This is a genomic window from Paraburkholderia sp. BCC1876, assembly GCF_902833695.1.
GTDB lineage: Bacteria > Pseudomonadota > Gammaproteobacteria > Burkholderiales > Burkholderiaceae > Paraburkholderia.
In genome coordinates this window covers 15,337-38,276 of the sequence record NZ_CADFGI010000005.1, presented here as the reverse complement: position 1 = coordinate 38,276, position 22,940 = coordinate 15,337, and the positions used below count along the sequence as shown (strand labels likewise).

24 protein-coding genes are annotated in these 22,940 nt (G+C 64.0%); 11 read left to right on the top strand and 13 right to left on the bottom strand.

All coding sequences use genetic code 11. From position 1 onward, the window contains the following. Positions 1-4: 4 nt before the first annotated feature. Positions 5-1,012 carry a cytochrome d ubiquinol oxidase subunit II gene (gene cydB, locus HWY05_RS19115; RefSeq protein ID WP_035556336.1) on the top strand — a complete coding sequence of 336 codons (1,008 nt, stop codon included), beginning with the start codon at positions 5-7 and terminating at the stop codon, positions 1,010-1,012. 90 nt (positions 1,013-1,102) lie between these two features. Here cydB and HWY05_RS19110 read toward each other — a convergent pair whose 3' ends face one another. Both HWY05_RS19110 and HWY05_RS19105 read right to left on the bottom strand, forming a co-directional pair. Continuing rightward, a complete protein-coding gene (locus tag HWY05_RS19110; RefSeq protein ID WP_035556339.1) occupies positions 1,103-1,906 on the bottom strand; it encodes a family 1 encapsulin nanocompartment shell protein in 804 nt (267 codons plus the stop codon). Beyond that, positions 1,903-2,994 carry a Dyp-type peroxidase gene (locus HWY05_RS19105; RefSeq protein ID WP_051980735.1) on the bottom strand — a complete coding sequence of 364 codons (1,092 nt, stop codon included), beginning with the start codon at positions 2,992-2,994 and terminating at the stop codon, positions 1,903-1,905. The genes HWY05_RS19110 and HWY05_RS19105 overlap by 4 nt, the downstream gene beginning before the upstream one ends. 210 nt (positions 2,995-3,204) lie before the next feature. On the opposite strand from HWY05_RS19105, the gene HWY05_RS19100 reads away from it, so the two are divergent. Then, entirely contained in the window at positions 3,205-3,645 is a 441-nt protein-coding gene (locus HWY05_RS19100) for an ester cyclase (RefSeq protein ID WP_035556340.1), read from the top strand. Between the two features lie 89 nt (positions 3,646-3,734). Here HWY05_RS19100 and HWY05_RS19095 read toward each other — a convergent pair whose 3' ends face one another. The 4 genes from HWY05_RS19095 to HWY05_RS19080 all read right to left on the bottom strand — a co-directional run bounded on the left by HWY05_RS19095 (position 3,735) and on the right by HWY05_RS19080 (position 7,707). Next, positions 3,735-3,893, bottom strand: coding sequence for a hypothetical protein (locus HWY05_RS19095; RefSeq protein ID WP_176059233.1), 159 nt, complete (start codon positions 3,891-3,893; stop codon positions 3,735-3,737). Positions 3,894-4,083: 190 nt separating this feature from the next. Further along, positions 4,084-6,090, bottom strand: a complete 2,007-nt coding sequence (locus HWY05_RS19090) for a bifunctional DedA family/phosphatase PAP2 family protein (RefSeq protein ID WP_176059232.1) — start codon at positions 6,088-6,090, stop codon at positions 4,084-4,086. A gap of 124 nt (positions 6,091-6,214) precedes the next feature. Beyond that, positions 6,215-6,949 carry a glycine zipper 2TM domain-containing protein gene (locus tag HWY05_RS19085; RefSeq protein WP_176059231.1) on the bottom strand — a complete coding sequence of 245 codons (735 nt, stop codon included), beginning with the start codon at positions 6,947-6,949 and terminating at the stop codon, positions 6,215-6,217. Between the two features lie 113 nt (positions 6,950-7,062). After that, positions 7,063-7,707 (bottom strand): HD domain-containing protein, encoded by a 645-nt coding sequence (locus tag HWY05_RS19080; RefSeq protein WP_035556347.1) that lies wholly within the window; start codon positions 7,705-7,707, stop codon positions 7,063-7,065. A 711-nt stretch (positions 7,708-8,418) separates the two neighbouring features. Between HWY05_RS19080 and HWY05_RS19075 the strand changes: the two genes are divergently transcribed. Continuing rightward, a complete protein-coding gene (locus HWY05_RS19075; protein ID WP_176059230.1) occupies positions 8,419-8,895 on the top strand; it encodes an OsmC family protein in 477 nt (158 codons plus the stop codon). A gap of 98 nt (positions 8,896-8,993) precedes the next feature. Here HWY05_RS19075 and HWY05_RS19070 read toward each other — a convergent pair whose 3' ends face one another. Together HWY05_RS19070 and HWY05_RS19065 are read right to left on the bottom strand one after the other, a co-directional pair. Next, positions 8,994-10,652, bottom strand: a complete 1,659-nt coding sequence (locus tag HWY05_RS19070; RefSeq protein WP_035556352.1) for an NRAMP family divalent metal transporter — start codon at positions 10,650-10,652, stop codon at positions 8,994-8,996. Positions 10,653-10,783: 131 nt separating this feature from the next. After that, positions 10,784-10,939: a hypothetical protein gene (locus tag HWY05_RS19065; protein WP_156126702.1), complete on the bottom strand. Its 156-nt coding sequence runs from the start codon at positions 10,937-10,939 to the stop codon at positions 10,784-10,786. Positions 10,940-12,079: 1,140 nt separating this feature from the next. Between HWY05_RS19065 and HWY05_RS19060 the strand changes: the two genes are divergently transcribed. Beyond that, positions 12,080-13,660 (top strand): carbohydrate porin, encoded by a 1,581-nt coding sequence (locus HWY05_RS19060; RefSeq protein ID WP_244146648.1) that lies wholly within the window; start codon positions 12,080-12,082, stop codon positions 13,658-13,660. A gap of 39 nt (positions 13,661-13,699) precedes the next feature. Here HWY05_RS19060 and HWY05_RS19055 read toward each other — a convergent pair whose 3' ends face one another. Continuing rightward, positions 13,700-13,933, bottom strand: coding sequence for a hypothetical protein (locus HWY05_RS19055; RefSeq protein ID WP_035556356.1), 234 nt, complete (start codon positions 13,931-13,933; stop codon positions 13,700-13,702). A 73-nt stretch (positions 13,934-14,006) separates the two neighbouring features. Continuing rightward, a complete protein-coding gene (locus HWY05_RS19050) occupies positions 14,007-14,474 on the bottom strand; it encodes an Lrp/AsnC family transcriptional regulator (protein WP_035556359.1) in 468 nt (155 codons plus the stop codon). 154 nt (positions 14,475-14,628) lie between these two features. Here HWY05_RS19050 and HWY05_RS19045 point away from each other — a divergent pair, with 154 nt between their 5' ends. Continuing rightward, positions 14,629-15,270: a LysE family translocator gene (locus tag HWY05_RS19045; RefSeq protein ID WP_176059229.1), complete on the top strand. Its 642-nt coding sequence runs from the start codon at positions 14,629-14,631 to the stop codon at positions 15,268-15,270. A 98-nt stretch (positions 15,271-15,368) separates the two neighbouring features. On the opposite strand, the gene HWY05_RS19040 is transcribed toward HWY05_RS19045, so the two are convergent. Beyond that, entirely contained in the window at positions 15,369-15,542 is a 174-nt protein-coding gene (locus HWY05_RS19040) for a DUF1289 domain-containing protein (protein ID WP_176059228.1), read from the bottom strand. 172 nt (positions 15,543-15,714) lie between these two features. Next, positions 15,715-16,224 carry a DUF1993 domain-containing protein gene (locus HWY05_RS19035; protein ID WP_176059227.1) on the bottom strand — a complete coding sequence of 170 codons (510 nt, stop codon included), beginning with the start codon at positions 16,222-16,224 and terminating at the stop codon, positions 15,715-15,717. A gap of 314 nt (positions 16,225-16,538) precedes the next feature. Here HWY05_RS19035 and HWY05_RS19030 point away from each other — a divergent pair, with 314 nt between their 5' ends. The 6 genes from HWY05_RS19030 to HWY05_RS19005 all read left to right on the top strand — a co-directional run bounded on the left by HWY05_RS19030 (position 16,539) and on the right by HWY05_RS19005 (position 21,804). Next, on the top strand, positions 16,539-18,098 hold the full coding sequence (locus HWY05_RS19030; protein WP_176059226.1) for a S53 family peptidase: 1,560 nt from the start codon (positions 16,539-16,541) through the stop codon (positions 18,096-18,098). 51 nt (positions 18,099-18,149) lie between these two features. Beyond that, a complete protein-coding gene (locus tag HWY05_RS19025) occupies positions 18,150-19,805 on the top strand; it encodes a peptidase S1 (RefSeq protein WP_176059225.1) in 1,656 nt (551 codons plus the stop codon). Positions 19,806-19,959: 154 nt separating this feature from the next. Then, positions 19,960-20,616: a hypothetical protein gene (locus HWY05_RS19020; RefSeq protein ID WP_176059224.1), complete on the top strand. Its 657-nt coding sequence runs from the start codon at positions 19,960-19,962 to the stop codon at positions 20,614-20,616. 120 nt (positions 20,617-20,736) lie between these two features. Further along, the gene (locus tag HWY05_RS19015) at positions 20,737-21,087 is read left to right on the top strand and encodes a hypothetical protein (RefSeq protein WP_035556373.1); all 351 of its coding nucleotides are present in this window, start codon (positions 20,737-20,739) and stop codon (positions 21,085-21,087) included. A 286-nt stretch (positions 21,088-21,373) separates the two neighbouring features. Beyond that, a complete protein-coding gene (locus tag HWY05_RS19010) occupies positions 21,374-21,532 on the top strand; it encodes a hypothetical protein (RefSeq protein WP_176059223.1) in 159 nt (52 codons plus the stop codon). Positions 21,533-21,537: 5 nt separating this feature from the next. Continuing rightward, positions 21,538-21,804, top strand: coding sequence for an RNA-binding protein (locus HWY05_RS19005; protein WP_035556375.1), 267 nt, complete (start codon positions 21,538-21,540; stop codon positions 21,802-21,804). 226 nt (positions 21,805-22,030) lie between these two features. Here the strand turns inward: HWY05_RS19005 and nadE are convergent, their stop codons facing one another. Next, positions 22,031-22,891, bottom strand: coding sequence for an ammonia-dependent NAD(+) synthetase (gene nadE, locus HWY05_RS19000; protein WP_176059222.1), 861 nt, complete (start codon positions 22,889-22,891; stop codon positions 22,031-22,033). Between the last annotated feature and the right edge of the window lie 49 nt (positions 22,892-22,940).

Here is a 22,940-nt window from a genome sequence, read left to right as displayed (position 1 = left end):
CGCCATGCAAATCGATCTTCCCGTCGTGTGGGCTGCGATCATCGGCTTCGGCGTGTTTCTCTACGTGATGCTGGACGGTTTCGATCTCGGCATCGGCCTGCTGTTTCCGTTCTTCGAACAGAAAGCCGACCGGCAAGTGATGCTCAATACCATCGCGCCGGTCTGGGACGGCAACGAGACCTTTCTCGTACTCGGCGGCGCCGGACTCTACGGTGCGTTCCCGGTGGTCTATTCGACGCTGTTGCCGGCGAACTATCTGCCGCTGATCCTGATGGTGGTGGGCCTGATCTTTCGCGGCGCGGCCTTTGAACTGCGCGCGCGCGCCACGCGCACGCAGCATGCGTGGGATCTGGCGTTCATGGCCGGTTCGGCGTTGGCGGGTTTTTGCCAGGGCATCGTGCTGGGATCGCTGCTGCAAGGGATCAAGATCGTCGACGGCCGGTTTGCCGGCGATCCGTTCGACTGGTTGTCGCCGTTCAGCCTGTTGTGCGGCATCGGTGTGCTGACCACTTATGCGACGCTCGGCTGCGGCTGGCTGATCCTGAAGACCGACGGCGACCTGCAGCGCCGCATGCGCGAAGTGATGCGGCCGCTCGTGAGCGTGCTGCTGGGGGCCATGGCGGTAGTCAGTCTGTGGACCGTGATCGGTTTGCCGGCGGTCGCGCACCGCTGGTTCGGCAGCGGCAAGCTCGGCTGGTTTCTGCCGGTGCCGATCCTGGTGGTGGCCTGCGTCTGGGGGATTTTTCGCACGCTGCGGCTACGGCATGAAGCGACGCCGTTCCTGCTCACGCTCGCGCTGTGTTTTCTCGGCTACAGCGGCTTGCTGATCAGTATCTGGCCGAACATCGTGCCGCCTTCGCTGACCATCTGGGAAGCCTCGTCGAGCCATTCGAGCCAGTTGTTTACGCTGGTCGGCACGGTGATCGTGCTGCCGGTCATTCTCGTCTACAACCTGATGCAGTACCGCGTATTCCGCGGCAAGGTGCGCGAGGGTGATGCCGGTTATCACTGAGTGGTTTGACACCTGACGCCATCGCCGCGTGTGCGGAACACGCGGCGATGGACCAGGCGACTGACTACAGTCGCGGTTTATTTAGCCTGACTACTCAGCCTGACTCAACGTCACCGACGCTTCGCTCGTCAGCATCAGGAAGGTCAGCGTTTCGCGCAGATAGAGGCGCACCGTCGTATCGGTATGGCTCACATAACCGATCGACACATCTTCGCCGAGATGCAGTTCGAAGTCGCCGCCGCGCATGGACAGCACGCTGCCGCCCGCGAGTGCCGGCGCCCAGATGATCTCGCCGTTCACGATCCGCTTGATGTGTTCGAGGATTGGATAGCCCTGGTCGCGTGCTTCGCCGAGCGCCGTGTAGGCATCGGCGCCGAGCAGCACGGAATAGGGACCGTCCACGCCGGCCAGCCGCAGCTGTTCGAGCGCTTCGCCGATCGCGTTCGGATAATCGCTGATGTCGGCCGGTAGCGCGAGCAGCGGATTCGACGAGCCTTCGCGCAGTCCGCCGATACCCGCCGCCTGATAGCCGTCGAAGATCGCCCGGTCTTCGGCATAGGCGAGCTGCCTGGCCGCTTCTTTCGCGGGTTGCCAGTCGGCGTCTTTCGCGCCGCGCAGCACGCTGTCGATCGCTTCGCGCTGCAGTTCGAACGGCACGGTCAGTTCGACCAGACTTTTGACTTCGGCCAGTTTCGCCACCACGCCGTCCTGCGGCGCGCCGATCGTGGTCTGATGCCCGGTGCCGACGCCGGACAGTTCCGTGCCGCCCGGACCCTTGACGTCGACCACCCGGCGGCCGGCTACGCTGCGTTTGAAGGTGCGCGCCACTTCCTCTTCGAGTTGCGACCAGGCGGCGCGGGAGATGGGGGCCAGCTCGCGATGCAGATTGTTCATGTTGGGCGATTCCCTTGAGTGATTCCCTTGAGTGAGCCAATATTCAGCGAGCCTTCGTGATGCGGCTCGGTGGATGAAGACGTGTCCGGCGGCGTGTCGACCGCCGCGGCGGCTTGCGGCTCGCGGTCCGCGAGTTCGTCGAGCATGGTGGCCGACGGAACGAAGTACAGGCTGCCGGTCGTCGCGCGGCTGTAGTCGAGCAGCCGGTCGTAATTGCCCGGCGGACGGCCGACGAACATGTTCTCCAGCATCTGCTCGATCGGCGCGGGCGAACGCGCATAGCCGATGAAATACGTGCCGAATTCGCCCGAACCAGGGCGGCCGAACGACATGTTGTCGCGCAGGATTTTCACTTCCTTGCCGTTCTCGGTCAGCGTGGTCAGCGAGCTGTGCGAGCGGGACGGTTTCACCGAATCGTCGAGCTCGATATCCGACAGTTTCTTGCGGCCGATGATCAGTTCCTGAGTCTCGACGGGCAGCGCGTTCCAGCCCGCCATGTCGTGCAGGTACTTCTGCACCAGCACATAGCTGCCGCTCTCGAAGTCCGGGTCTTCGTCGCCGATGAGGGTGAACTGCACCGCCTCGCGGCCCGCCGGATTTTCCGTGCCGTCCACAAAGCCCACCAGATCGCGCATATCGAAGTAGCGGAAGCCGTGTACTTCGTCGACCACGGTTACGGCGTCGCCGAGCGGCGCCAGCAACTGGGTGGCGAGCTCGAAACACAGGTCCATGTGTTCGGCGCGAATGTGCAGCAGGATGTCGCCCGGCGTCGCGATGGCCCGGCGCTCGCCCGTGCCGAATTCGCGGAACGGATGCAGGCGGGCGGGGCGCGGCTCGCCGAATAGCATGTCCCATGCGTCGGAGCCGAAGCCGCACACGCACGAGAGGTCGCCGGACGGCACGCGCTTGCCGACGGCGCGCACCAGCGCGGCGACGTCGCCGGTCCACGCGCGCACTTTTTCCACGGCGTCGCTGTCGCTGGAAAGAGTGGCGACCAGGAAGATCGCGCTACGGGTGAGGTCTTTACAGATGCCTTGCGGCTCCGGGGGATCGGCGCGCTCTGGAGTGTCGAGGGGTTCTTTAGTCATCGGATTGAATGTGGGTAGGTCGTGACGAATTCCGATCGCAATGGAACGACTGTCGCCAACGGATGTTATACCGACCGCGTATTTCATGACCGCTACGCTGCCTATGTTCGAACGTCGCGCACCTTGCGCGCAGGCATCCCGGATGCGGGCTTATGATGAGGGCGGCGAGCGGATTGGGTTCGCCGCGACCTTTCCCCGGAGCCACCGATCATGACGCCGCCCGCCAGCGAAGATCTGATTCATCACGCCATCGACACGTTCTATCGCGCCTTCGAGCAGAAGAGCGTCACCCTGTTGCGAACCGTCGTCACGTCCGACTGGGAGTATGTTCCGGAGCCTGCCGGCGTGGCGCCGGGACCGGACCAGATGATTCCGATCTTCGAGGACATCGCCACGGCGCTGCCCGATATGCACGTTACCCTTCTCGACGTGCTGATTCACGGCGAGCGGGTCGGTGTACGCGCGGAGATCAGCGGCACGCAAACCGGGAAACTGCTCGGCATTGCGGCAAGTTCCAAACCGATCAAATTCGCGATTCACTCGTTCCATGAGATGCGCGGAGATCTGATTGCGAAAACCTGGCACCTCGAAGACTGGCTCGCGGTGTTCCGGCAACTGGGGCAGTTGCCGGCGTCGATCGAGCGGCCTTGAAGCCGAGGCGAGGCGCTTAACTTCGCGATTGGCGATTTGCCTGGCGCTTCGGTTGGCGTCCGAACGACGAACGACATCGGGCGGCAAGCCTAATGATGCATTGCCGCGGCGATCATAAGATGAAACGGCAGCACCAGCAGTGCCGTGCCGGCGACGCCGAGCAGCCATAAGGCCACGAACCACAGGAAGCGGTGACGCGGCGCCGGCTTGGCGGCGTCGCGGGGTGTGGGTGGTGCTGGGGGTGACATCGCATCTCTCCTGGCGGTCTTGCCTTCGCGCATCTTATCCACAGAAAATGTTCATATCCTTGTGGACAAGTCCTGGCCAACCGCGCCAACTACTTGAACACAGAGCGTTTTCCCGGCGGGAGCAGCGAACGCGCGATCGCTTGCTTCATGTGGATAGCCAGGCATCCCACGCCTTTGTCAAACCGGCGTTTTATTCTACCGGCGAAGCCAGCAGCGCCACCTGCACGCCGTCGCAAATCACCTTGGCCACCACCGACGCACCGAGCGCCGCCCCGGCGCGCGCATGAGAATCGAGCGTGCTTTCCGAGCGGTCGACCCGCAAGATGTTGATCGGCCACGAGTCCCGCGACAGCCGCTCATGCGCGAACGAGCCGACCCACAGCGGCGTTGCCGAAATGCCATTCTCGACCGCGTAACCGCTCGGCCAGAAGCGCAGCACGTCGCGTTCGTCGCGGGTGTCGCCGGCGCGCATGAAGACCAGCGACGACGGCACGCCGTTGTTGAGCTTCGGCAAGACCGGTAGCGACACCGCCGCGACGTTGGGCGACGCGAGCGAGAGCAGGCTGTGCGCGGACAGGTCCGTGCCTTCGATCCACCCTTGAGCGCGCAGTTGCCCGCGAATCGAATCGGCGTTCGACAGCCACTGCAGCGTGAGCGGCTCCTTGTGATCGCCGCCCATGTCCGAGCGATAGCAGGGCAGGCGCTTCCAGGCCGAGAGCGTCCATTGCGACTGCGTGACCAGCACGGGCGGGCGCCGCAACGTGGTGTCGGGCCGCGGCGCGGGCATCGCCACACCCAGTTGCACGCCGACGCTGACCAGCACGACCGCCAGCACCACGACCGGCATCAGCGTACGGGCCGGCGGCGCCTCCGGATGCCGCCACATCGCGGTCAGCGCGACGATCGCGACCCACACATACGCGAGCGCCGCGCCGCCGATCGCGTCGGACACCCAGTAGCGCCCGAAGTACAGTCCCGCGAGCGCGACCACGATCACCACGACCGTGCTCACGGTCGCGACGAACACGCCCTCCAGCTTGCCGACCCGCCGCGCCAGCAGGAAGGCCAGGAAGCCGTAGACGATCACCGTCGCCGCTACGTGATTGCTTGGAAACGCGTACGCGTTGGACATCAATTCGTTGGGCGGCGCGCGGCGCATCGCGAACTGCAACGCGTAGATCAGCAATTGGGAAAAGACGACCGCCGCGAGCCAGTAGCCGATGGTGCGCCAGCGCCGCTCCAGCAGCATCCACACGACAACGGTGACGACCAGCGCCGCCAGCGTGAGCCCGCTGCCGAGCATCGCGAGACTCGCGAGCACGGTGTCGCCCCACGGCGTGCGAACCGACTGCAGAAAGTGATAGACCGACAGATCGACCTGCGTCAGCGGGTCGCCGCTGATCACGTCGTCGAGTACGCCGAAGAACAGCGCGCCCGACACCAGCACGATCAGCGAGGTGAGCAAAATGCTGCTGGCGTCCGGCGTCTCGGGGTCGAGCATTTTGCGCGCGAAGCGGCCGATCGGCCCTGGGTGCCGGCACGCCCAACTGCCGATATAGCGGCCGCCGGCGCTCGACCAGGCATTCGCATGCGAGAGCAGAAAGCCGGCCACGCGAAAGCTCAGCCAGACGATAGCCACCAGCAGCGCGAGAATCACGACGAGCCGGAACGACACCGCGCCCGCCAGCAGCACCGACGCGCCGAACACCACGCCCGGCAGGATATGGGCGGGCGCCCACAGCAGCGCGGACAGCACGTTCATGGCGTAGAAGCGCAGCGGCGGCATGCCCAGCATGCCGGCCACGACCGGCACGATGGCCCGCAAAGGTCCGATGAAGCGGGCCAGCACGACGCTCTTCGCGCCATGCTTGCGAAAGAAGCGGTGGCCCGCTTCGAGGACTTCGGGATGTTTGCAGAACGGCCACAACTGGACGATGCGGTCCTTGTAGCGGCCGCCGAGCCAGAAGCTCATGCCGTCGCCGGCAACCGCGCCCGCGATCGCCCAGACGAAGACCCAGACGAGACTGAGCGAGCCGGTGCCGGTCAGCGCGCCGGCGAGAAACATCGCGGTGCTGCCCGGAATGAAGGTGCCGATGACGGCGACGGCCTCCAGAAAGGCCGCGAGAAAGACGACCGCGAGCATCCATTGCGGATGCCCGGCGAGCGAATGCAGGAAGTGAAGGTAGGCGTGCTCCATCGTGCGCGATCGGGCGTCCTTGGGTAACGCTTGATCATAACGCGCACGGGAGCGTTCTTATTCCCTCGCTGACAAGTGCCGGCCGGCCAGACTGGCCGGACCTGGCTAAACGTTCACGAAGCGTTCACGAAGCGCTCAACGAATCGCCCGAGACGCGCACGCGTTCGCCGATCTGAACGGGCGGTTGCGTTTCATAGTTGAAGTTGCGGTAGCTGCCGTCCTGCATGCGCACCTGGACCTGGTAGGAGGTCTGCTTGCGCACCGCATGCTCGATGCCGTTACCCGCCAGGCCGCCGCCGACCACGCCGGCAATGGTCGTGAAAATCTTGCCGCGTCCACCGCCGATCTGATTGCCGACAAGACCGCCCGCCACCGCGCCGCCCAGCGCGCCGAGGCCGGTGGTCGGCTCGGGCGATTGCACCGTGTTGATGGCGACGACTTCACCCGCGTACGGATCGGCGACCGGCCGCTGCGCCGAGGAGGGATACGGAGCCTGGTATTCCTGATTGTTCGCGTACGTCGGCGCGCTCACGGGAGGGCGCGGGCGCGTGTGATGCACCGGCGGGCGGACCGGTGCGGCTTGTTGCACGGGTTGCTGGGCGATTTGTTGCGTGGGTTGTTGAACCTGGGCCGGCTGGGGCGCGGCGATCTGCGCGGTCGCGGTCGGTGCAGGTTGCGCGGAGATCGCGCCGATTGTAGCCGGCGTCGCCGGTTCCGTGACGGCGTGCGAGGTCGGCAGCAGACCGGTCATCGCGGCGATGCCGGTGGCGCTCGCGAGAATCACGGCGACCGCGGCCCCCGCGACCAACGGATGAATACGGCTGCGCTGCGGCTGGGTGGAAGTAAGGTTGTTGTTCATGGCGGACTCCGCGTGTAGGTGCCTGCAATAACGCGGCAGCGAGGCGAGCGGTGTACGCAAACAGCAAGCGGCTTTGTAAGGATTTGTACAGCTTTGTCCGCGTTGTTACAGATTCAGATTTCGTCGCTGAATTCGTCGAGAAAACGCTGCAAACGGGCGTGCCGAATACCGGCTAACCGGGTGCCGGTCGCGGTCTGAAAACCGGAGGCCAGTTTCAGCAGCTTGGTGTGGAAATGGTCGAGCGTGTAGCGCGTATCGTCCAACGGCCGGTGTGCCGCGTGCGGGTCCGCCGGATCGTATAACGCGCGGCCCATCCGTCCGGCGACGTAGAAGCAGCGCGCCACGCCCAGCATGCCGAGCGCGTCGAGGCGGTCGGCGTCCTGTAGCGTTTTCGCTTCGAGCGTGACCGGGGTCACGCCGGCTGAAAAACTGTGCGCCTCGATCGCGTGCGCGGTGGCCTGGATGGCCGCGTCCGTCCAGCCGAGCGACGTCAGCACGCGCGTCGCTTTCTCGGCCGACAGGCGCGAGGCCTGCGCACGCAGCGGCGAGTTCTTCTCGACGGCGACGCAGTCGTGCAGCAGCGTCGCCGCGAACAGCACTTGCGCGTCGCCGCCTTCTTCCGCGTGGATGGCCGCGGCGTTTTTCCATACGCGCTGCAGATGCGAGGTGTCGTGCGAGCCGTCGCCGTTGTCGTCGTAGGCTTGCGGCAACAGGGTCTGCGCGAGGTCCTGGAAGGGGGCGAAGGCGGTGGCGGTCATCGGTGCGGTCCGTGAGGAAAGCCGCCGATTATCGCGCATCGTCTGGTGATTGCGGATTGCTGATCCGGCGACGCTGAACAAAGCGGGTTCTGCGTCGTCATACTCTTTGAGCGGTTGCGTTAGGCGCGCCGCAGCGGGTGAGAGCAGTTCGACGATGTATTGGAGTGAGCTATGAAGATCGTAACGGGCAGGTTTGCCGTGTCGGTGTTGATGTCGGCACTCGCCTTGGGTGCCGCCAGCGCGGCGTACGCGCAGTCGGGCGGCAATAGTAGTGGCGCCGGCATGAGGGGCGCGCAGTCCGGGGCCGGGAATAATGCAGGCGTCCCGGGACTTGGCGTGACGCCGGGGGCCGGTCCGAGCGCCAGTCCCAGTCCCAGTCCCAGTCCGATGCCGGGCTTGGGCACAGCACCCGCCGCGCCTGTGATGGGTGCAACAGGCGGCGCGGGCTCCAATCCCAGCACCGCACGCGCCAACGGCACGAGCCTGTACGCGAATCCGGACCCGCGTGCGCCGGGGCTTGCGGGCCGAGTTGCGCCGCCACGTTAGTGAGCAACGCTGCCCGAACTCTGCGCGCTACGCGACTGCGTAACACCGGCCGACTAACTCCACCACGCTAGCGCTTAACGCCGGCCGTCACGCCAATCCCCAATAGTCCCCGATAGAATGCACGTCCCGACAACCGAATCCGGTTGAACCAGCAAGGAGAAGGGTATGGCGCACGGCGAGCACAAATACGACGTATCGGTACAGTGGACAGGTAACCGCGGCAGCGGCACCTCGGGATATCGCGCTTACGGCCGCGATCATGTGATCACGTCAGGCGGCAAGCCGGCGATTCCCGGCTCGGCGGACCCGGCTTTTCTCGGCGACGCCGAGCGCTGGAATCCGGAGGACCTGCTGGTCGCCTCCGCCAGCGCATGCCACAAGCTCTGGTATCTGCACCTGTGCTCGGACGCCGGCATTATCGTGCTCGACTATCGCGACGATGCCGAAGGCACCATGCTCGACGATCCGCAGCAGGGCCGTTTCTCACAGATCGTGTTGCGCCCACACGTAGTGATCCGGGCGGGCGGCGATGTCGAACTGGCCGCGCATCTGCATCACACGGCTCACGAAAAATGCTACATCGCGAATTCGGTCAACTTTCCGATTCTCTGCGAGCCGTCCATTTCGACCGACGCGCCTTAACAGGCATAGAACCCGCATTAACGCGGCGTAGCCGCAAACAATACCGTTGCCGCGCCCGCACTGAACAATCGCGAGCGCGGCAACCGGCGAAACTTCCGTCAGTGCAGCAACGTCATCTGCACGACCTTCACGATCACCAGCGCGACCGCCACGATCAGATAGCCGCGCAGCACCCCCATCCACACGCGTTTTGACATCGTCAATTGCGGCGCCGGCAGATCTTCCAGCGGCGGCATGCGCCATGTGTCGCGAGCCCCCTTCGCATAGACCGGCTCCGTTTCGCGTGCCATGCCGTTAGCGGAGTCGAGCCGGCGCTTGCGGACCACCAGCGTCGCCACATAACCTGCCACCGCCATCAGCGTGCCGCCTGCGAGTACTTCGATGATCGTTTCGCCGGTAATGTCCGGGTACATGACCGATGCCGTCAGAATGATGGAAAGCATGACGAGTACCCACACCACCGCGCCGGTGAAGAAGTTGAGTTTCTTCGAGTTCACCCACGGACCGAGGACCGCGCGGTCGTTGCACAACAGCAGCAGGAACACGGTCGCGCTCGGCAGCAGCACGCCTGCGAGCGTTTGCACCGCTTCCGTCAGCAGGCCGAGCGGGCTGCCGGGAATCAGCACCAGCGTCGCGGCCGCGGCAATGATGCCGAAGTAGACCAGGTAGAAGCCCTTCGCGTCCGACACGCCGCGATGCAGCGAGTGACGAATCTTGAACACGTCGCCGATCGCGTAAGCGGTCGACAACGATACCGCCGCCGCGCCGATGATGCAGGCGTCGAGCAACGCGATCGCGAACAGCACGGCGGGGGTGCGCCCGGCGTATTTCTCGAGGCCGGCTAGCACGCCGCCCGCGTCCGTGAAATTGCCGAACTCCGGCTTGCCGGCGTACAGCGCCGCGCAGAACGAAATCATCGCCACCGCGCCGATCATCACGAAGACGATACCGATCCACAGGTCCGCTTTTTCATACTTCATGAAGCGCGGCGTGATGCGCTTGTCGACAATGTAGCTCTGCTGGAAGAACAACTGCCACGGCGCGACGGTGGTGCCGACAATGCCGATCACCAGCAGCATCACGTCGCTGAGTTTCGAATGAGCGGGCCAGTTCGGAATGAAGAAGTCGTGCGCCATCTGGCTGACCGGCGGATGAATCGACACCAGCACCGGCACCAGCAACAGGCTCAGCAGACACAGCACCACGGCGAAGCGTTCGAAGCGCCGGAAGTTGCCGGTACTGACCGCGGCCATCGTTACCGCCGCGGCGATACACACGCCGGCCACCTTCGGAATACCGAAAAAATCCAGCACGAAAGTAATGCCGATGAACTCCGTCACGATCGTCAGCGCGTTCAGAATGAACAGATCGACCACACTGAACGCGCCCCAGAACTTGCCGAAGCGCTCGAAGATCAGCCGCGCATGGCCGACGCCGGTCACGGCGCCCAGACGCAGCACCATTTCCTGATTGACGAACAGCACGGGCACGAGCAGCAGCATGGTCCACAGCAAGGTGGTGCCGTAGTTCTGGCCCGCTTGCGTATAGGTGCCGAAGGCGCCGGCGTCGTTATCGCCGACCATCACGATGAGACCGGGGCCGAGAATCGCGAGCAGCGTGCGGAAACGCGCCCACCAGGTGTTGCGCGGCGCGGTGTCGTGATGGGCGATGGTGCCCAGCGCACCTTTGATATCGCCGATGTGCGCCTCGTCGAGAACCGCGCTGCGTGGCGGTGAGACGTTGATGGGAGTGGACATGGTGTGCCGCCTGATTGGATTGACTGGTTGAACGGATGCGGCGCGCCTTCAGGATCTGCTGGGCGTCAGTCGTCGAACGACGGCCGATCATGCGGATCGCGAAGGCGTGCTGCGGATAGGGGGTGAGTCGATTACGACAGCGAGAACGTCGCGGCGTGGGCAGCCAGTGCCTTGACGCGATGCCAGAACACGACGAGCCAGTGCGGCTTGATGCTGTGCAGCGCGAGGGCTGCGTCGCTGTGAATGTGGGTTTGTTGCAGTGTCGGAACGAGGATAGCGATGTACATGTTTTTTCTCCGTGCGTAATGTCTTACGTGGCATTGACGCGGGCTATACGCGGTGTGCGGAAAGCCGGCAGACACGGAGCGGCGGCGCTAGGCGCGCGGCGGCATACGTCTACCTGCTTTCCTTAGGCAAAACGAAACCTGAATGGCGATGGGTCGGCATCTGGGATAACTGTCACTGTCCGGCATGGCGGCTCCTTATTTGCGCTGTGTACCGGCGCGGGCCTCGAATCGCGGACGACTGGATGCCTGCTGCGCTCGGTACCCACGTGTTTAACCACGCCGGACCACGCCGCGATTCGAACGAAACGAACGATTCGAACCGGCGTGAGCCAGCGAGGCCGCGAGCCAGGGCTCGCGACGCGGTGCCAGACGGAATGCGGAGGTGCGAAAGCACGCCGCGCTCGAATGGCGCTAGTTAATAAGGTGCACGGAGAGGGTTACTACGGCGCGCACCGTCTGCCTGCTGGCAAGACGGCGGCTGAGAAAAGAAAGCGCGGGCGTCGTGCCGGTCAGGCAGTGAAACTGTTCGAAGATCGACTACTGCTTGAGTCCAAGGCATTGGCCCCGTTTGTGAAGACGGGCGAATTTTATGCACTCCCGCAAGCAGAAGTCAACATGCTTCGTTAAGCGAAGCAAATATTCTTTGGCTGTCTCGCGAATCACGCGCGACGCGTTGCAAAAAGGCCATGAAGTCTTTCAGAAGCGACAGGAAGGGCTGGCCGATGAATGTATCCGGGGTCGTGTTCAATGCGCTCAGGTCCGTGCTATCGCGCGTTCGTTACGAGGATTCGGAGTGCGATATCTTTTACGCGGCCTTTACGCGGTTTTTACTTGCGATTCTCCAGACGTGCCGAATACAATCCGCCCGTCTCGTCAAATGGAGTCCCTCGTGGACACATGCTCTAGTAGTGGAAGTCCGACGCCGGTTTGCGCCGGCGCAGTATCCGCGGGTTAGCAGCAGGATCGTTCCTTCGCCGCTAACTCGCTCCGTTCGGGTTAGCGCGCTTCTTCAGTGACCGGTTCTCGCCGGTCAGTCAGCAGCACGCTCCCTCTTTTTGATCGCTATCGCAACGTCGCTTGCGAGGGACGGTCACGTCTTTACATCGCCCGGTTCAAGCCAGGCTCGATGGGAGTGAGCTTATGTTCGAAAAAATGTCGTCGGCGGGTGAGGTGGCGCGCTGTGCGCGCAATGTGCGGTTTGGTGGGGCGGAACTCGACCCCGCCAGGATCGTTAAAGCAGGGCGATGGAAGGTTGGGCTTCCGGTTGGACTCACGTTGCTGTTGTCGGTTGGGAGCGTGTCTTCGGTGTTGGCGCAGACAGCGGAGCCTGCGGTCGTGCCGATGCCCGTGTCTTCACCGGAGCTGACGCCTGGCACATCGGAGCCGACATCCTCCGCATCGGAGCCGACGCCTGCCGCACCGGCCGGTTTCTGGGAGCGCGCCACGCTGCTCGGCGACATGGGCGGCTTGCGCCCCTGGCTCGGCCATTACGGCGTGACCTTCAGCCTGCAGGAAACCAGCGAGTATCTGAACAACCTGAGCGGCGGCACGAAACGCGGCGGCGCCTACGACGGCTTGACCCAGTTCGGCCTCGTCGTCGATACGGACAAAGCGCTCGGCCTGCCCGGCGGCACCTTCAACGTGTCGGGCTTGCAGATACACGGCAGCAATCTCAGCACGCGCAATCTGCAGACGTTGCAAAGCGCGAGCGGCATCGAAGCGGATAGCACCACGCGACTGTGGGAGCTCTGGTATCAGCAATCGCTGATCGGCGGCAAGGTCGACGTGAAGGTCGGGCAGCAAAGTCTCGACCAGGAATTCATGGTGAGCCAGTTCGCCACGCCCTTCCTCAACGCAACGTTCGGCTGGCCGGTGTTGCCGTCGATCGATCTGCCGGCGGGTGGGCCGGCTTATCCGCTGGCGTCGCTCGGGCTGCGCGTGCGTGCCAAACCATCGGATGCATGGACCGTGCTGGCCGGCGTGTTCAACGGCAATCCGGCCGGTAGCGACGTGGGCGATCCGCAGCAGCAGAACCGTCACGGCACGAATTTCACTCTGCGCGGCGGCGCGTTGTTCATCGGCGAAGTGCAGTACGCAATCAATCCGCCGCCGGCGAGCGGCTTGGGCGTAACGTCGAGCGGCTTGCCGGGGACCTACAAGCTCGGCTTCTGGTACAACACGCAGCATTTCGCCGACCAGCGTTTCGACAATACCGGGCTCTCGCTTGCGAATCGGGCGAGCAGCGGTGTGGCGGCGAACCATCGGGGCGATTACAGCTTCTATGCGGTCGCCGATCAGACCGTCTGGCAGCGCGGCGACGATAGCCCGCAATCGGTCGGCGTGTTCGCGCGAATCATGGGCGCGCCGGGCGATCGCAATCTGGTGGACCTCGGCGTGAACGCCGGCGTGACGCTCAAGGCACCGTTCAAGGGACGTGACAACGACGTCGCCGGATTGGCGGTGGGCTACGCGAAGATCGGCTCGCATGCACAGGGTCTGGCGAGCGATAGCGCGGCGCTGGGCGCGCCGGGTTATCCGTCGCGAAGTGCGGAGACCGTGGTTGAGGCCACGTATCAGTATCAGGTCGCGCCGTGGTGGCAGCTGCAGGCGGACGTTCAGTACGTGTTCCGGCCGGCGGGCGGCGTGCCGGATCCGCTGAATCCGGCGCAGCGCGTGGGCAATGAGGCGGTCGTGGGGCTGCGGACCACTATTGTTTTTTGAGGAGGCGGTTCGAACCCGGCCGGCTCGAACCCACTCACCTCAACGATTGCCGTCGAGCAGGTCGCCCAGCAGTTCGTCGAACGCGGCCTGGGCGTCTTCGAGTTCCTGCAGCGCGGCGTCGAACGTGGTCAGCGCGAATTGCGACGGCTGGCCGCTACCTGCCGGCGGAAATTGCGATTGCAGCGACGTGAACGCCGTCTTGACCCGCTGGGTCGCGGTCAATACGCGTTCCATCGCGGCTGCTTCTTCGGCTCGCGCCTTGTCGTGTTCCATGAAAACTCCGTGCTCGTTCGGGCGGCTCGCGCCGCATCAAAGGCGTGACTATGCCACGATCCGCGGTTCGCGTTCAGAACAGCGGCAAGCCGCCGTTGGCCTTCACTTCGCGCAACGACAAGGCCGATTCCACCGACGTTACGCCCGGCAAACTGCGCATCTCGTCGCGCATGAAGGTGCCGTAATCGTCGAGATCGCGCGCTACCACCTGCAGGATGTAGTCGGCGCTGCCCGACACGTTGTGACACGACAGGATGCGGGGAATCGCCTGCACCTCGCGCTCGAAGCGGGTCGCGAGCGCGCGGTCGTGCACCGCGAAGCGCACATGGACGAACGCCACCACGCCCAGGCCGAGCGCGGAACGCGACAGCACCGCGCGGTATTCGTCGATATAGCCGTCGTGTTCGAGGCGCTTCAACCGACGCGCGCAAGGCGTCTCGCTCAACCCCACCAGATCGGCCAGGCGCGCATTCGACATGCGGCCGTCTTTCTGCAGCGCGGCCAGGATCGCGCGGTCGGTTTTATCGAGGTCGGTTGTCATGATTTCGGGCGCTTGCGAAGGGCTTAGGGCGAATCGTGCCGGGGAGGCGATATTTTAGCGTATTCCTCCAATTTTTACGCGGTCGGCCCGGCAATTCGCCAGCAAACCCTCCATCGACAGCGGCAAGATAGAGCCCTTAAAACAAGAGGCTTCTATGATTTCCGCACACCTGTTGGTCGTCTATATCGCTGCGCTGTTCGTCGTCTACGCCGTGCCCGGGCCGGACATGGCGCTGGTCCTGCAAACCAGTATCGGACGCGGCGTACGCAGCGGTTTCGCGGCCGCCGGCGGCCTGGGTCTGGCGCGCGCGACGCACGTCACGCTATCGGCCTGCGGGGTGGCCGCGCTGTTGCGCAACGCGCCCTGGTTGTACGACGTGGTGCGTTATGGCGGCGCGGTGTATCTGGCATGGGTCGGGATTCAGATTTTCCGTTCGCCGGTGTTTGCGCTGCCCGACGCGGGCGCTGCGGCAGCCGTTGCGAGCGTGGAGCCGCAGCCGTTGCGGGCGTCGTTCGTGAAGGGCTTGCTGACCAATCTGCTGAATCCGAAAGCGCTGTTGTTCTGTTCCGTGCTGTTGCCGCAATTCGTGCGCCCGGAGGCGGGGCCGGTGGCGTTGCAGATGGTCGAACTGGGGCTGGTGCTGCTAGCCGTCGGCGCGTGCTTCGACCTGTCGTTCGCGGTCGGCGCGGCGCGCATTGCCGGCTGGATGCGGGCGCATCCGCTCGCACAGACTTTGCAGCGCTGGACGTTTTCGGCGGCGCTGATTGGTTTCGCGCTGCGGCTTTCGCTGGATTGAGCGGCTTGACCTGACTCGATGAGTCAAGGCGGCGCGGCAGTGGCCTGATGGGCCGCCGCTGCGCCGGGTTTCCAAGGTGGCGCGCCTGGCCGTCGCGTCTATTTGCTCAGCTTATGCTCGCGGCGCGAACGGTCCTCGATGATTTTCCTGCGATGCTTGTCTTTCATCTTCTTCCAGCTTTTGCACTCGTCGCGCGTACGCAAACAGCCAATGCATAAACCGGTTTTGCTGTCGAACTTGCAGATGTCGATACAGGGAGACTCGGTGCTCATGGTGGGTAGCGATCGGTAAAGGACAGCAGGACTCTCGCATGCACCGTGCCTGCACGCCAACTGATTGTGTTAATACAGCCGATAGAGAACCGCGCACGGGGATGCGGTTCACGCACGCTGGCCGGCATGGCCGTCATCGCCTTCCAGCCGCGTGTTTAAGCGTCACTAAGCGTTACTTGATCCCGCCCAGATAATCGAGCTTGCCGAGTTCGACGCCGTTGTGACGCAAGATGTCGTAGGCCGTCGTGATGTGGAAAAAGAAATTCGGCAGCACGAACCCCAGCAGATAAGACAGGCCCGTGAACTCGATCGGGCCGGTGCGCATTTTCAGTGTGATCTCACGCGCTTCCGAACCGTCGATCTGTTCTGCATTGAATTCCTTCAGATAATCAATCGTCTTTTGAAGGCGGGCATGCAGGTCGTCGAAACTCAGTTCGACGTCTTCATATTTCGGCGCTTCGACGCCGGCCAGACGCGCGGCGCAGCCCTTCGCCGTGTCGCTCGCGATATACACCTGGCGCACCAGCGGCAGCATGTCCGGCGCGAGTCGCGCGTTCGTGAACACCGACGGCTCGATCTGTTTTTCCGCCGCGTGCGCCTGAGCCTTGCCCAGGATGACTTGCAGGTTCGTCAGGCCGCGAATCAGTACGGGCAGGGATGCTTGATACATCGAAATTGACATGGGGTTCCTCTGATTCTTTGATCGTGCGCGCGGGTGGCGCGCGAGGCAATGTAACGGCTGGATTGCCGCTGCAGCATCATAGCGCGGGCGGTCGGTCATGCGCATTGATGCAGCGCGACGTTAGCCGTTCGGCTAACTGCCGCGTGCGCCGGAACTGTGGTCGAATGCATTGGTCGGACGGTTTGGCGAAGTCCTTGAATCAGCACGGTGCCGCGCGAGTCCGTCTCGTCCGGCAATGAGCTTGTAGCGACGCGTGCGGTGCGTCAGGTCCGCTTTGCGGTCTGCGCCGTCACGCCAACAGGAGAGTCGACACCATGGTCAATAAGCACCCGCTGCCAGGCAGCGAGCGAAAGGCAGAGGAAGGTTCGAAAGTCGTGGGGCAATGCGATCCGTCGGAGCGGATCGAAGTGTTCGTGATGGTGCGCCGTCAGCAGCAGGCGCAGTTCAATGCGTTGATGAGCCGTATCGAAGCGGGCGACCCGGGCGTCAAGCCGTTGTCGCGCGAAGCCTTCGCCAAAGACTACGGCGCCGCGCCGGAGGACCTCGCGAAGGTCAAGACATTCGCCGCCGCGCACGGTTTGACGGTGGTGCGTGAAGATCCGGCAGCGCGCTCGGTCCTGTTGAGCGGCACGATCGCGCAGTTCCAGACCGCATTCGGGGTCAAGCTGGAGCACTACGAACATCACACCACCGGCCAGTTCCGCGGCCGCACCGGCACGATCAGCGTGCCGGACGACCTGCACGGCGTGGTCGAAGCCGTGCTCGGGCTCGACAACCGGCCGCCGGCGCGGCCGCACTTCCGGATCCGGCCGCCGTTCCAGCCGGCAAAGGGGCATCAGGTTTCATTCACGCCGCCGCAGATCGCGGCGCTCTATCAGTATCCGCAGGGCGACGGCAGCGGGCAGTGCGTCGGCATCGTCGAACTCGGCGGCGGCTACAACACGTCCGACCTCAAATCGTATTTCGCGAGTCTCGGCGTCGGGTCGCCCACGGTGAAATCGGTCGGCGTCGACCAGGGCAGCAATCAGCCGAGCGGCGATCCGTCCGGTCCGGACGGCGAAGTCACGCTCGACGTCGAGATCGTCGGCTCGATCGCGCCGGGCGCGACGGTCGCGGTGTATTTCACGCAGAACAGCGACGCCGGTTTCATCGACGCGGTGAGCCGCGCGATCCACGACACGACCAACAAGCCATCGGTGATTTCGATCAGTTGGGGCGGCCCGGAATCGAACTGGACCAGCCAGTCGTTGCAGGCCTTCAACAGCGCACTGCAGTCGGCCGCCGCGCTCGGCGTGACAGTTTGCGTGGCCTCGGGCGACAGCGGGTCGAGCGACGGCGTGAGCAGCGGCAACGAGGTCGACTTTCCGTCTTCAAGTCCGTATGTGCTGGCCTGCGGCGGCACGAATCTGACCGCGTCGGGCACGTCGATCACCCACGAGGTGGTGTGGAACGACGGCTCGCAAGGCGGCGCGACCGGCGGCGGCGTGAGCCGGGCGTTCCCGGTGCCGGTGTGGCAGCAGGGTTTGTCGTCCACCTCGGCCAAGGGCGTCAAGACGCCGCTCAGCGGGCGCGGCGTGCCGGACGTGGCGGGCGACGCCTCGCCGGTGACCGGCTACAGCGTGCTGATCGACGGCACGCAGACGGTGGTCGGCGGCACCAGCGCGGTTGCGCCGCTGTGGGGCGCGCTGATCGCGCGGATCAATGCGGCGAAAGGCCAGCCGGTCGGCTTTATCAATCCCAAGCTGTACAAGGCGGCCGGCGTGTGCAACGACATCACGCAAGGCAATAACGGGAGTTACGAGGCGTCCGTGGGCTGGGACGCCTGCACGGGACTCGGCAGTCCCAATGGTCAGACGGTAGCCGCCGCACTATAGTCTGGTTGGCAGATACGGCCAACCAGACGTGAACGTACCCATGGAGCGATCATGACGAACACCGAGTCAGCTTCCGCTAGTCCGCAGTCGTCGCACAATGCGCATGCTTCGGCCGCAGCCGGGGCCGCTGGCGCAGCGCACAAGGGCGGCGATCAGCCGTTCTTCGATCCGGTTGCCTACGGCAATGGGCCGGACGATTCCATTACCAACACCGCCGAGACCGCCGCGGTCACCCATCACTCGATCTCGATCGGCGGGCACAAGATCGATTACACGGCGACTGCGGGCCACCTTGTCATCGTCGACCCGAGCAGTTCGCTGCCCGAGGCCAGTCTGTTCTACGTGGCTTTCACGCAAGACAACCAGAAGGAAGAAACGCGCCCGGTCACGTTCTTCTATAACGGTGGTCCGGGGTCGTCTTCGGTGTTCGTGCTGCTGGGCTCGTTCGCGCCGCGCCGCATCAAGACCGCGATGCCGAGCTTCACGCCGCCCGCGCCGTACGCAATGGAAGACAACCCGGACAGTCTGCTCGACAAGAGCGACCTCGTCTTCATCAATCCGGTCGGCACCGGCTACTCGGCGGCCATTGCACCGAAGACCAATCGCGCCTTCTGGGGTGTCGATCAGGACGCGGATTCGCTCAAGCAGTTCATCAAGCGTTTTCTGACCAAGAACAACCGCTGGAATTCGCCGAAGTATCTGTACGGCGAGTCGTACGGCACGGCGCGCAGTTGCGTGCTGGCCTACCGGCTGCATGAAGACGGCGTCGATCTGAACGGCATTACGCTGCAATCGTCGATTCTCGATTACACGCAGTCCGGCAATCCGGTCGGCGCGCTGCCCACCGCGGCGGCGGACGCGTGGTATCACAAGAAACTCGGCATCGCGCCACGGCCCACGGATCTCGGCACGTTCGCGGAAGAGGTGGCGCAATTCGCGCGCACCGACTATCTGGCCGCGCTGCGCAAATTTCCGACTACCGATTCCGCGACGGTCGAGAAACTGAGCGAATACACCGGCATCGACAAGGCGACCCTGCAAGCGTGGAGCCTGGATATCGCGTCGTACGACAGTCGCGGCAATTCGCTTTTCCTGACCACCTTGCTGAAATCGCAGGGGCTCGCGCTCGGCGAGTATGACGGCCGCGTGACGGCGATCGAAACGGGCATTGCCGGCAAGATCGACCCGAACTCGGGCGGCAACGATCCGACCATGACGGCGGTTACCGGCGTCTATACGACGATGTGGAACGTGTATCTGAACGAGCAGTTGAAGTACACGTCGAATTCGTCGTTCACCGATCTGAACGATCAGGCGTTCCAGTACTGGGATTTCAGCCATATCGATCCGACCGGCGCGCAGAAGGGCAAAGACGCGAAGGGCAACGTCATTCTCTACACCGCCGGCGATCTCGCCGCCGTGATGGCGCTCAATCCCGATCTCAAGGTGCTGTCGGCGAACGGCTTCTACGATTTCGTCACGCCGTTCTATCAGACCGTGCTCGATCTGCAGCAAATGCCGTTGCTCAGCGCGCAGGTCCGGCAGAACCTGTCGGCGCGCTTCTATCCGTCCGGGCACATGGTGTATCTCGACGGCGCGTCGCGCACGGCGCTGAAGGCCGATCTCGCGAAGATGTACGACACAACGGTGTCGAACACGCAGGCGCTCACCCGGATTCGCGCGTTGCAGGCTCGCGTGGCGAAGTAAGCGGCGTTGTTAGCCGTGTGCTGACGCGAGGGAACGAACCCTCACGCTTGTCCACGGACAAGCGTGAGGCACGGAGTTTTACGTAAGCATTTTGAATGTGTTCTAATTGGTCCGCGAATTGAACTATTGCGTGCCGCTACCGGCGCGCCGACCGATGAACGCAGGCATTGCAAACGGGCGTCGCTCTTACCATTCCAGCGACCCGACCAGCGGTACTTACGAAGAGGCAGTTGCGCCGGTGCTGACACGCCGTTGCGGCTTGGCGCGTTCGCGCGACAGGGCGCGCGTCGTGTTGCTGCTCGGCTTCGCCGTGGCACTCGCGGTGCGTATGGGCGGGGCCCGCGCGCAAGAGGCCGGCATGCTCGACGAACGCGTCACGCAGCAATCCGTCGGCGAGACGATTTGCCGGACCGGTTACGCGGACACCGTAGCGCCGCCGTTCGGCGAACTGATGGCGCACAAGAATCGCTTGCTTGCCGAACGCGGCATCGAGTCCGATAACGGCGCGGCGTTCGCCATCGACCGGCGCGTGCCGGTCGTGTTGGGCGGTTCGCCGAACGCGCCCGCCAATCTCGATCTTCTGCCGTGGGCAGGCCAGCAGGGCGAGCGCCGCAAGGCGCGCGCGGCGGTCATGCTCAAGCGTTGCGTATGCGAGGGCAAATTGAGCCTCGCCGAGGCGCAGGCGGCGATCGTCGGTAATTGGTCGGTGGTGTATTCGGGCTTCAGTCAAACCTCTTGCGACATCAGCCGGCTCGACGTCGCGACCGGCGAAAGCGCTGAGCGCGGCGCCGGGCACGATAGTCCGCCATGACACCGTGCGACCGTGCGCCTCCGCGCGCGGCATCGGTTTCGTTCATCCACCCGTATTGAATCGCGCCGCTTTGTTTGTCGAGGGCGGCGCGCTGCCCCACATTTTTTCCGGAGAATCACCATGAACCATTCACGTCTTGCCGCCGCGGCGCTTGCTTCTAGCTGTCTGTTCGGCAGCGCCGCCGCATTGGCCGCCGAGCCCGTGCTGTGCGGTAAAGCCGACGCGTTGCGGATTCGCGGCGACGTGCCCGCCGCCATCAGCTTCGACGTGTACAAGCAACTGCGACCGTTGAACGCGCAACGGGTCGCGCTGTTCCAGGAGGCCGGCGAGGTCAGGCATCTGCCCGACGGTCTCGCGGTGTGCGAAGTCGCGGACGACGGCGTCGACGATCCTTCGGCGGTGCTGGTTCAGCAGCCGCACGGCAAGAATGCGTGGTGGGTGAGCGCCGCCAACGTGCAAGCAGCGGACTGATCGGCTCTCCGCGATCAGCCCGCGCGTTGCGCACGTCCCCCGGCAGGATGCTGCGGCACTGCATATCGAGGCCCGTTTTTTGCAACCGACGTGTCACGTTGGTCGCATGACCGGGCCTGGATCGTTAAATGAACAGCTGTTTTGCTATTTTTGACCGACGTTATTCAGGTACAGTGCATTCAGGCAGGTCTTTAAAAGCTCATCTTTGACGACACTGTGTCGCATCGCTTTTGTGGTCGATTGTGACTATGCTGAAAATAGGACGAATTTCGCTGGGGAGATTTAAATGATTGCCTTCTATTTGTCATTGGCTGCATTGGGCGCTGCCGGCGCCGCGTTGATCTGCGAACTCGCGGCCGCGCAGGCGAAGCAACGCGCGGCACTGCGCCCCGTGCGCGTGCAGAGCGCGGACCGTAATTCCGGTCGCGGCGCGCGCCGAGGGTAGGCCGCATGAACCTGATCGTGCGCAACATTGCGGAATCCTGTAGCGCCGAAGAGGTGCGGGAATTTCTCAAACGCGAGCTCGGGCATTACGCGAAGCATATCGAGGTGGTCGACGCCGGCAAGCCCAGTGCGTACGCCACGGTCGAACTGAATGCGGAAGTGCCGTATGTGGGCGACGTGATTGCGCGCGAGATTCACGGCAAGCAGTTGCACGGCCAGACACTCGAGGCGAGCGCCGATCTGTTTGGCGATGAACCGCCGGCTGCTCGCTGATCTGCTTTACTGCTTTACGCGGTTTTGTCGACAGACATCGCCGGTATGACGTAGGTTTGTCCACGTACGCCCGCGTGCGTAGCGTCGTAGAGGTTCGCTTTCGCCTTGGCCTGTTTTTGCGGCCGGTGGTGAGACGGGGGCGCGCGCTTTTTTCCATGCTCCGCGCTTTGCACTCCACCGTCTGCCGTCCACCTTCCTTCGTCTTTCGTTGGCTAACTTCCTGGTGTCATTCCCCGCTTGCCGGCGCCGGCCAGTCGAACGGCGTGTACGGCAACGCCCGCTTGTGCCGGGTGGCCCCGTAGAAACGCAAGATGACGTGACGCGCCGCATCGCTCACAGGCTTGCCTTCCAGAAAGTCGTCAATGTCGTCGTACGGGATGCCGTAAGCGTCCTCGTCGGGTCGTTGCGGACGCAACATTTCGAGGTCGGCGGTCGGCACTTTGTGCGCTAACGCCTCGGGCGCGCCCAGCGCTTTGGCCACCGCGCGCACGCGGCGCTTGTTCAGGCCGGCGAGCGGCAGCACGTCGGCGCCGCCGTCGCCGAACTTGGTGAAGAAGCCCATTAGCGATTCGGCCGCGTGGTCCGTGCCGATCACCACGCCCGTGCGGGCGCTGGCCACCGCGTATTGGGCGATCATGCGCTGCCGTGCCTTGATATTGCCGTGCACGAAGTCCTGTTGCGAATCGTCCGAGAACGGCACGCCGCTGTGATGTAGCGCGGCTAGCATGGCGTCGGCGGCGGGCTTGATGTCGATGGCGAGATTTTCATCCGCGCGGATGAAACGCAACGCTTGCTGTGCATCGGCTTCGTCTTTCTGCTCGCCGTAGGGCAGGCGAACCGCGACGAAGCGCGCGTCGTAATGGTCGGCGCGCAGCCGCTCGACGGCGAGTTGCGCAAGCCGTCCCGCCGTGGTCGAGTCGACGCCGCCGCTGATCCCGAGCACGTAGGTCTTCAGTCCGCTGCTGCGCAGATAGTTCGCCAGAAAAGCGACCCGGCGCTCGATCTCCTGCGCGGCGTCGAACTCGGCACCCATGTGCATTTCCGCGGCGATGCCGGCTTGACGTGCGACTGGATCCTGTTGCGTCATGATGCTTTGCTGCTCCCTCGCGCGATCGCGCAATGTTGAAGCTTTGGCG

Excerpts from the sequence above, each read along its gene's own strand:
- cydB (WP_035556336.1), top strand. The coding sequence starts at position 5 with ATGCAAATCGATCTTCCCGTCGTGTGGGCTGCGATCATCGGCTTCGGC.
- HWY05_RS19110 (WP_035556339.1), bottom strand. The coding sequence starts at position 1,906 with ATGAACAATCTGCATCGCGAGCTGGCCCCCATCTCCCGCGCCGCCTGG.
- HWY05_RS19105 (WP_051980735.1), bottom strand. The coding sequence starts at position 2,994 with ATGACTAAAGAACCCCTCGACACTCCAGAGCGCGCCGATCCCCCGGAG.
- HWY05_RS19100 (WP_035556340.1), top strand. The coding sequence starts at position 3,205 with ATGACGCCGCCCGCCAGCGAAGATCTGATTCATCACGCCATCGACACG.
- HWY05_RS19095 (WP_176059233.1), bottom strand. The coding sequence starts at position 3,893 with ATGTCACCCCCAGCACCACCCACACCCCGCGACGCCGCCAAGCCGGCG.
- HWY05_RS19090 (WP_176059232.1), bottom strand. The coding sequence starts at position 6,090 with ATGGAGCACGCCTACCTTCACTTCCTGCATTCGCTCGCCGGGCATCCG.
- HWY05_RS19085 (WP_176059231.1), bottom strand. The coding sequence starts at position 6,949 with ATGAACAACAACCTTACTTCCACCCAGCCGCAGCGCAGCCGTATTCAT.
- HWY05_RS19080 (WP_035556347.1), bottom strand. The coding sequence starts at position 7,707 with ATGACCGCCACCGCCTTCGCCCCCTTCCAGGACCTCGCGCAGACCCTG.
- HWY05_RS19075 (WP_176059230.1), top strand. The coding sequence starts at position 8,419 with ATGGCGCACGGCGAGCACAAATACGACGTATCGGTACAGTGGACAGGT.
- HWY05_RS19070 (WP_035556352.1), bottom strand. The coding sequence starts at position 10,652 with ATGTCCACTCCCATCAACGTCTCACCGCCACGCAGCGCGGTTCTCGAC.
- HWY05_RS19065 (WP_156126702.1), bottom strand. The coding sequence starts at position 10,939 with ATGTACATCGCTATCCTCGTTCCGACACTGCAACAAACCCACATTCAC.
- HWY05_RS19060 (WP_244146648.1), top strand. The coding sequence starts at position 12,080 with ATGTTCGAAAAAATGTCGTCGGCGGGTGAGGTGGCGCGCTGTGCGCGC.
- HWY05_RS19055 (WP_035556356.1), bottom strand. The coding sequence starts at position 13,933 with ATGGAACACGACAAGGCGCGAGCCGAAGAAGCAGCCGCGATGGAACGC.
- HWY05_RS19050 (WP_035556359.1), bottom strand. The coding sequence starts at position 14,474 with ATGACAACCGACCTCGATAAAACCGACCGCGCGATCCTGGCCGCGCTG.
- HWY05_RS19045 (WP_176059229.1), top strand. The coding sequence starts at position 14,629 with ATGATTTCCGCACACCTGTTGGTCGTCTATATCGCTGCGCTGTTCGTC.
- HWY05_RS19040 (WP_176059228.1), bottom strand. The coding sequence starts at position 15,542 with ATGAGCACCGAGTCTCCCTGTATCGACATCTGCAAGTTCGACAGCAAA.
- HWY05_RS19035 (WP_176059227.1), bottom strand. The coding sequence starts at position 16,224 with ATGTCAATTTCGATGTATCAAGCATCCCTGCCCGTACTGATTCGCGGC.
- HWY05_RS19030 (WP_176059226.1), top strand. The coding sequence starts at position 16,539 with ATGGTCAATAAGCACCCGCTGCCAGGCAGCGAGCGAAAGGCAGAGGAA.
- HWY05_RS19025 (WP_176059225.1), top strand. The coding sequence starts at position 18,150 with ATGACGAACACCGAGTCAGCTTCCGCTAGTCCGCAGTCGTCGCACAAT.
- HWY05_RS19020 (WP_176059224.1), top strand. The coding sequence starts at position 19,960 with ATGAACGCAGGCATTGCAAACGGGCGTCGCTCTTACCATTCCAGCGAC.
- HWY05_RS19015 (WP_035556373.1), top strand. The coding sequence starts at position 20,737 with ATGAACCATTCACGTCTTGCCGCCGCGGCGCTTGCTTCTAGCTGTCTG.
- HWY05_RS19010 (WP_176059223.1), top strand. The coding sequence starts at position 21,374 with ATGATTGCCTTCTATTTGTCATTGGCTGCATTGGGCGCTGCCGGCGCC.
- HWY05_RS19005 (WP_035556375.1), top strand. The coding sequence starts at position 21,538 with ATGAACCTGATCGTGCGCAACATTGCGGAATCCTGTAGCGCCGAAGAG.
- nadE (WP_176059222.1), bottom strand. The coding sequence starts at position 22,891 with ATGACGCAACAGGATCCAGTCGCACGTCAAGCCGGCATCGCCGCGGAA.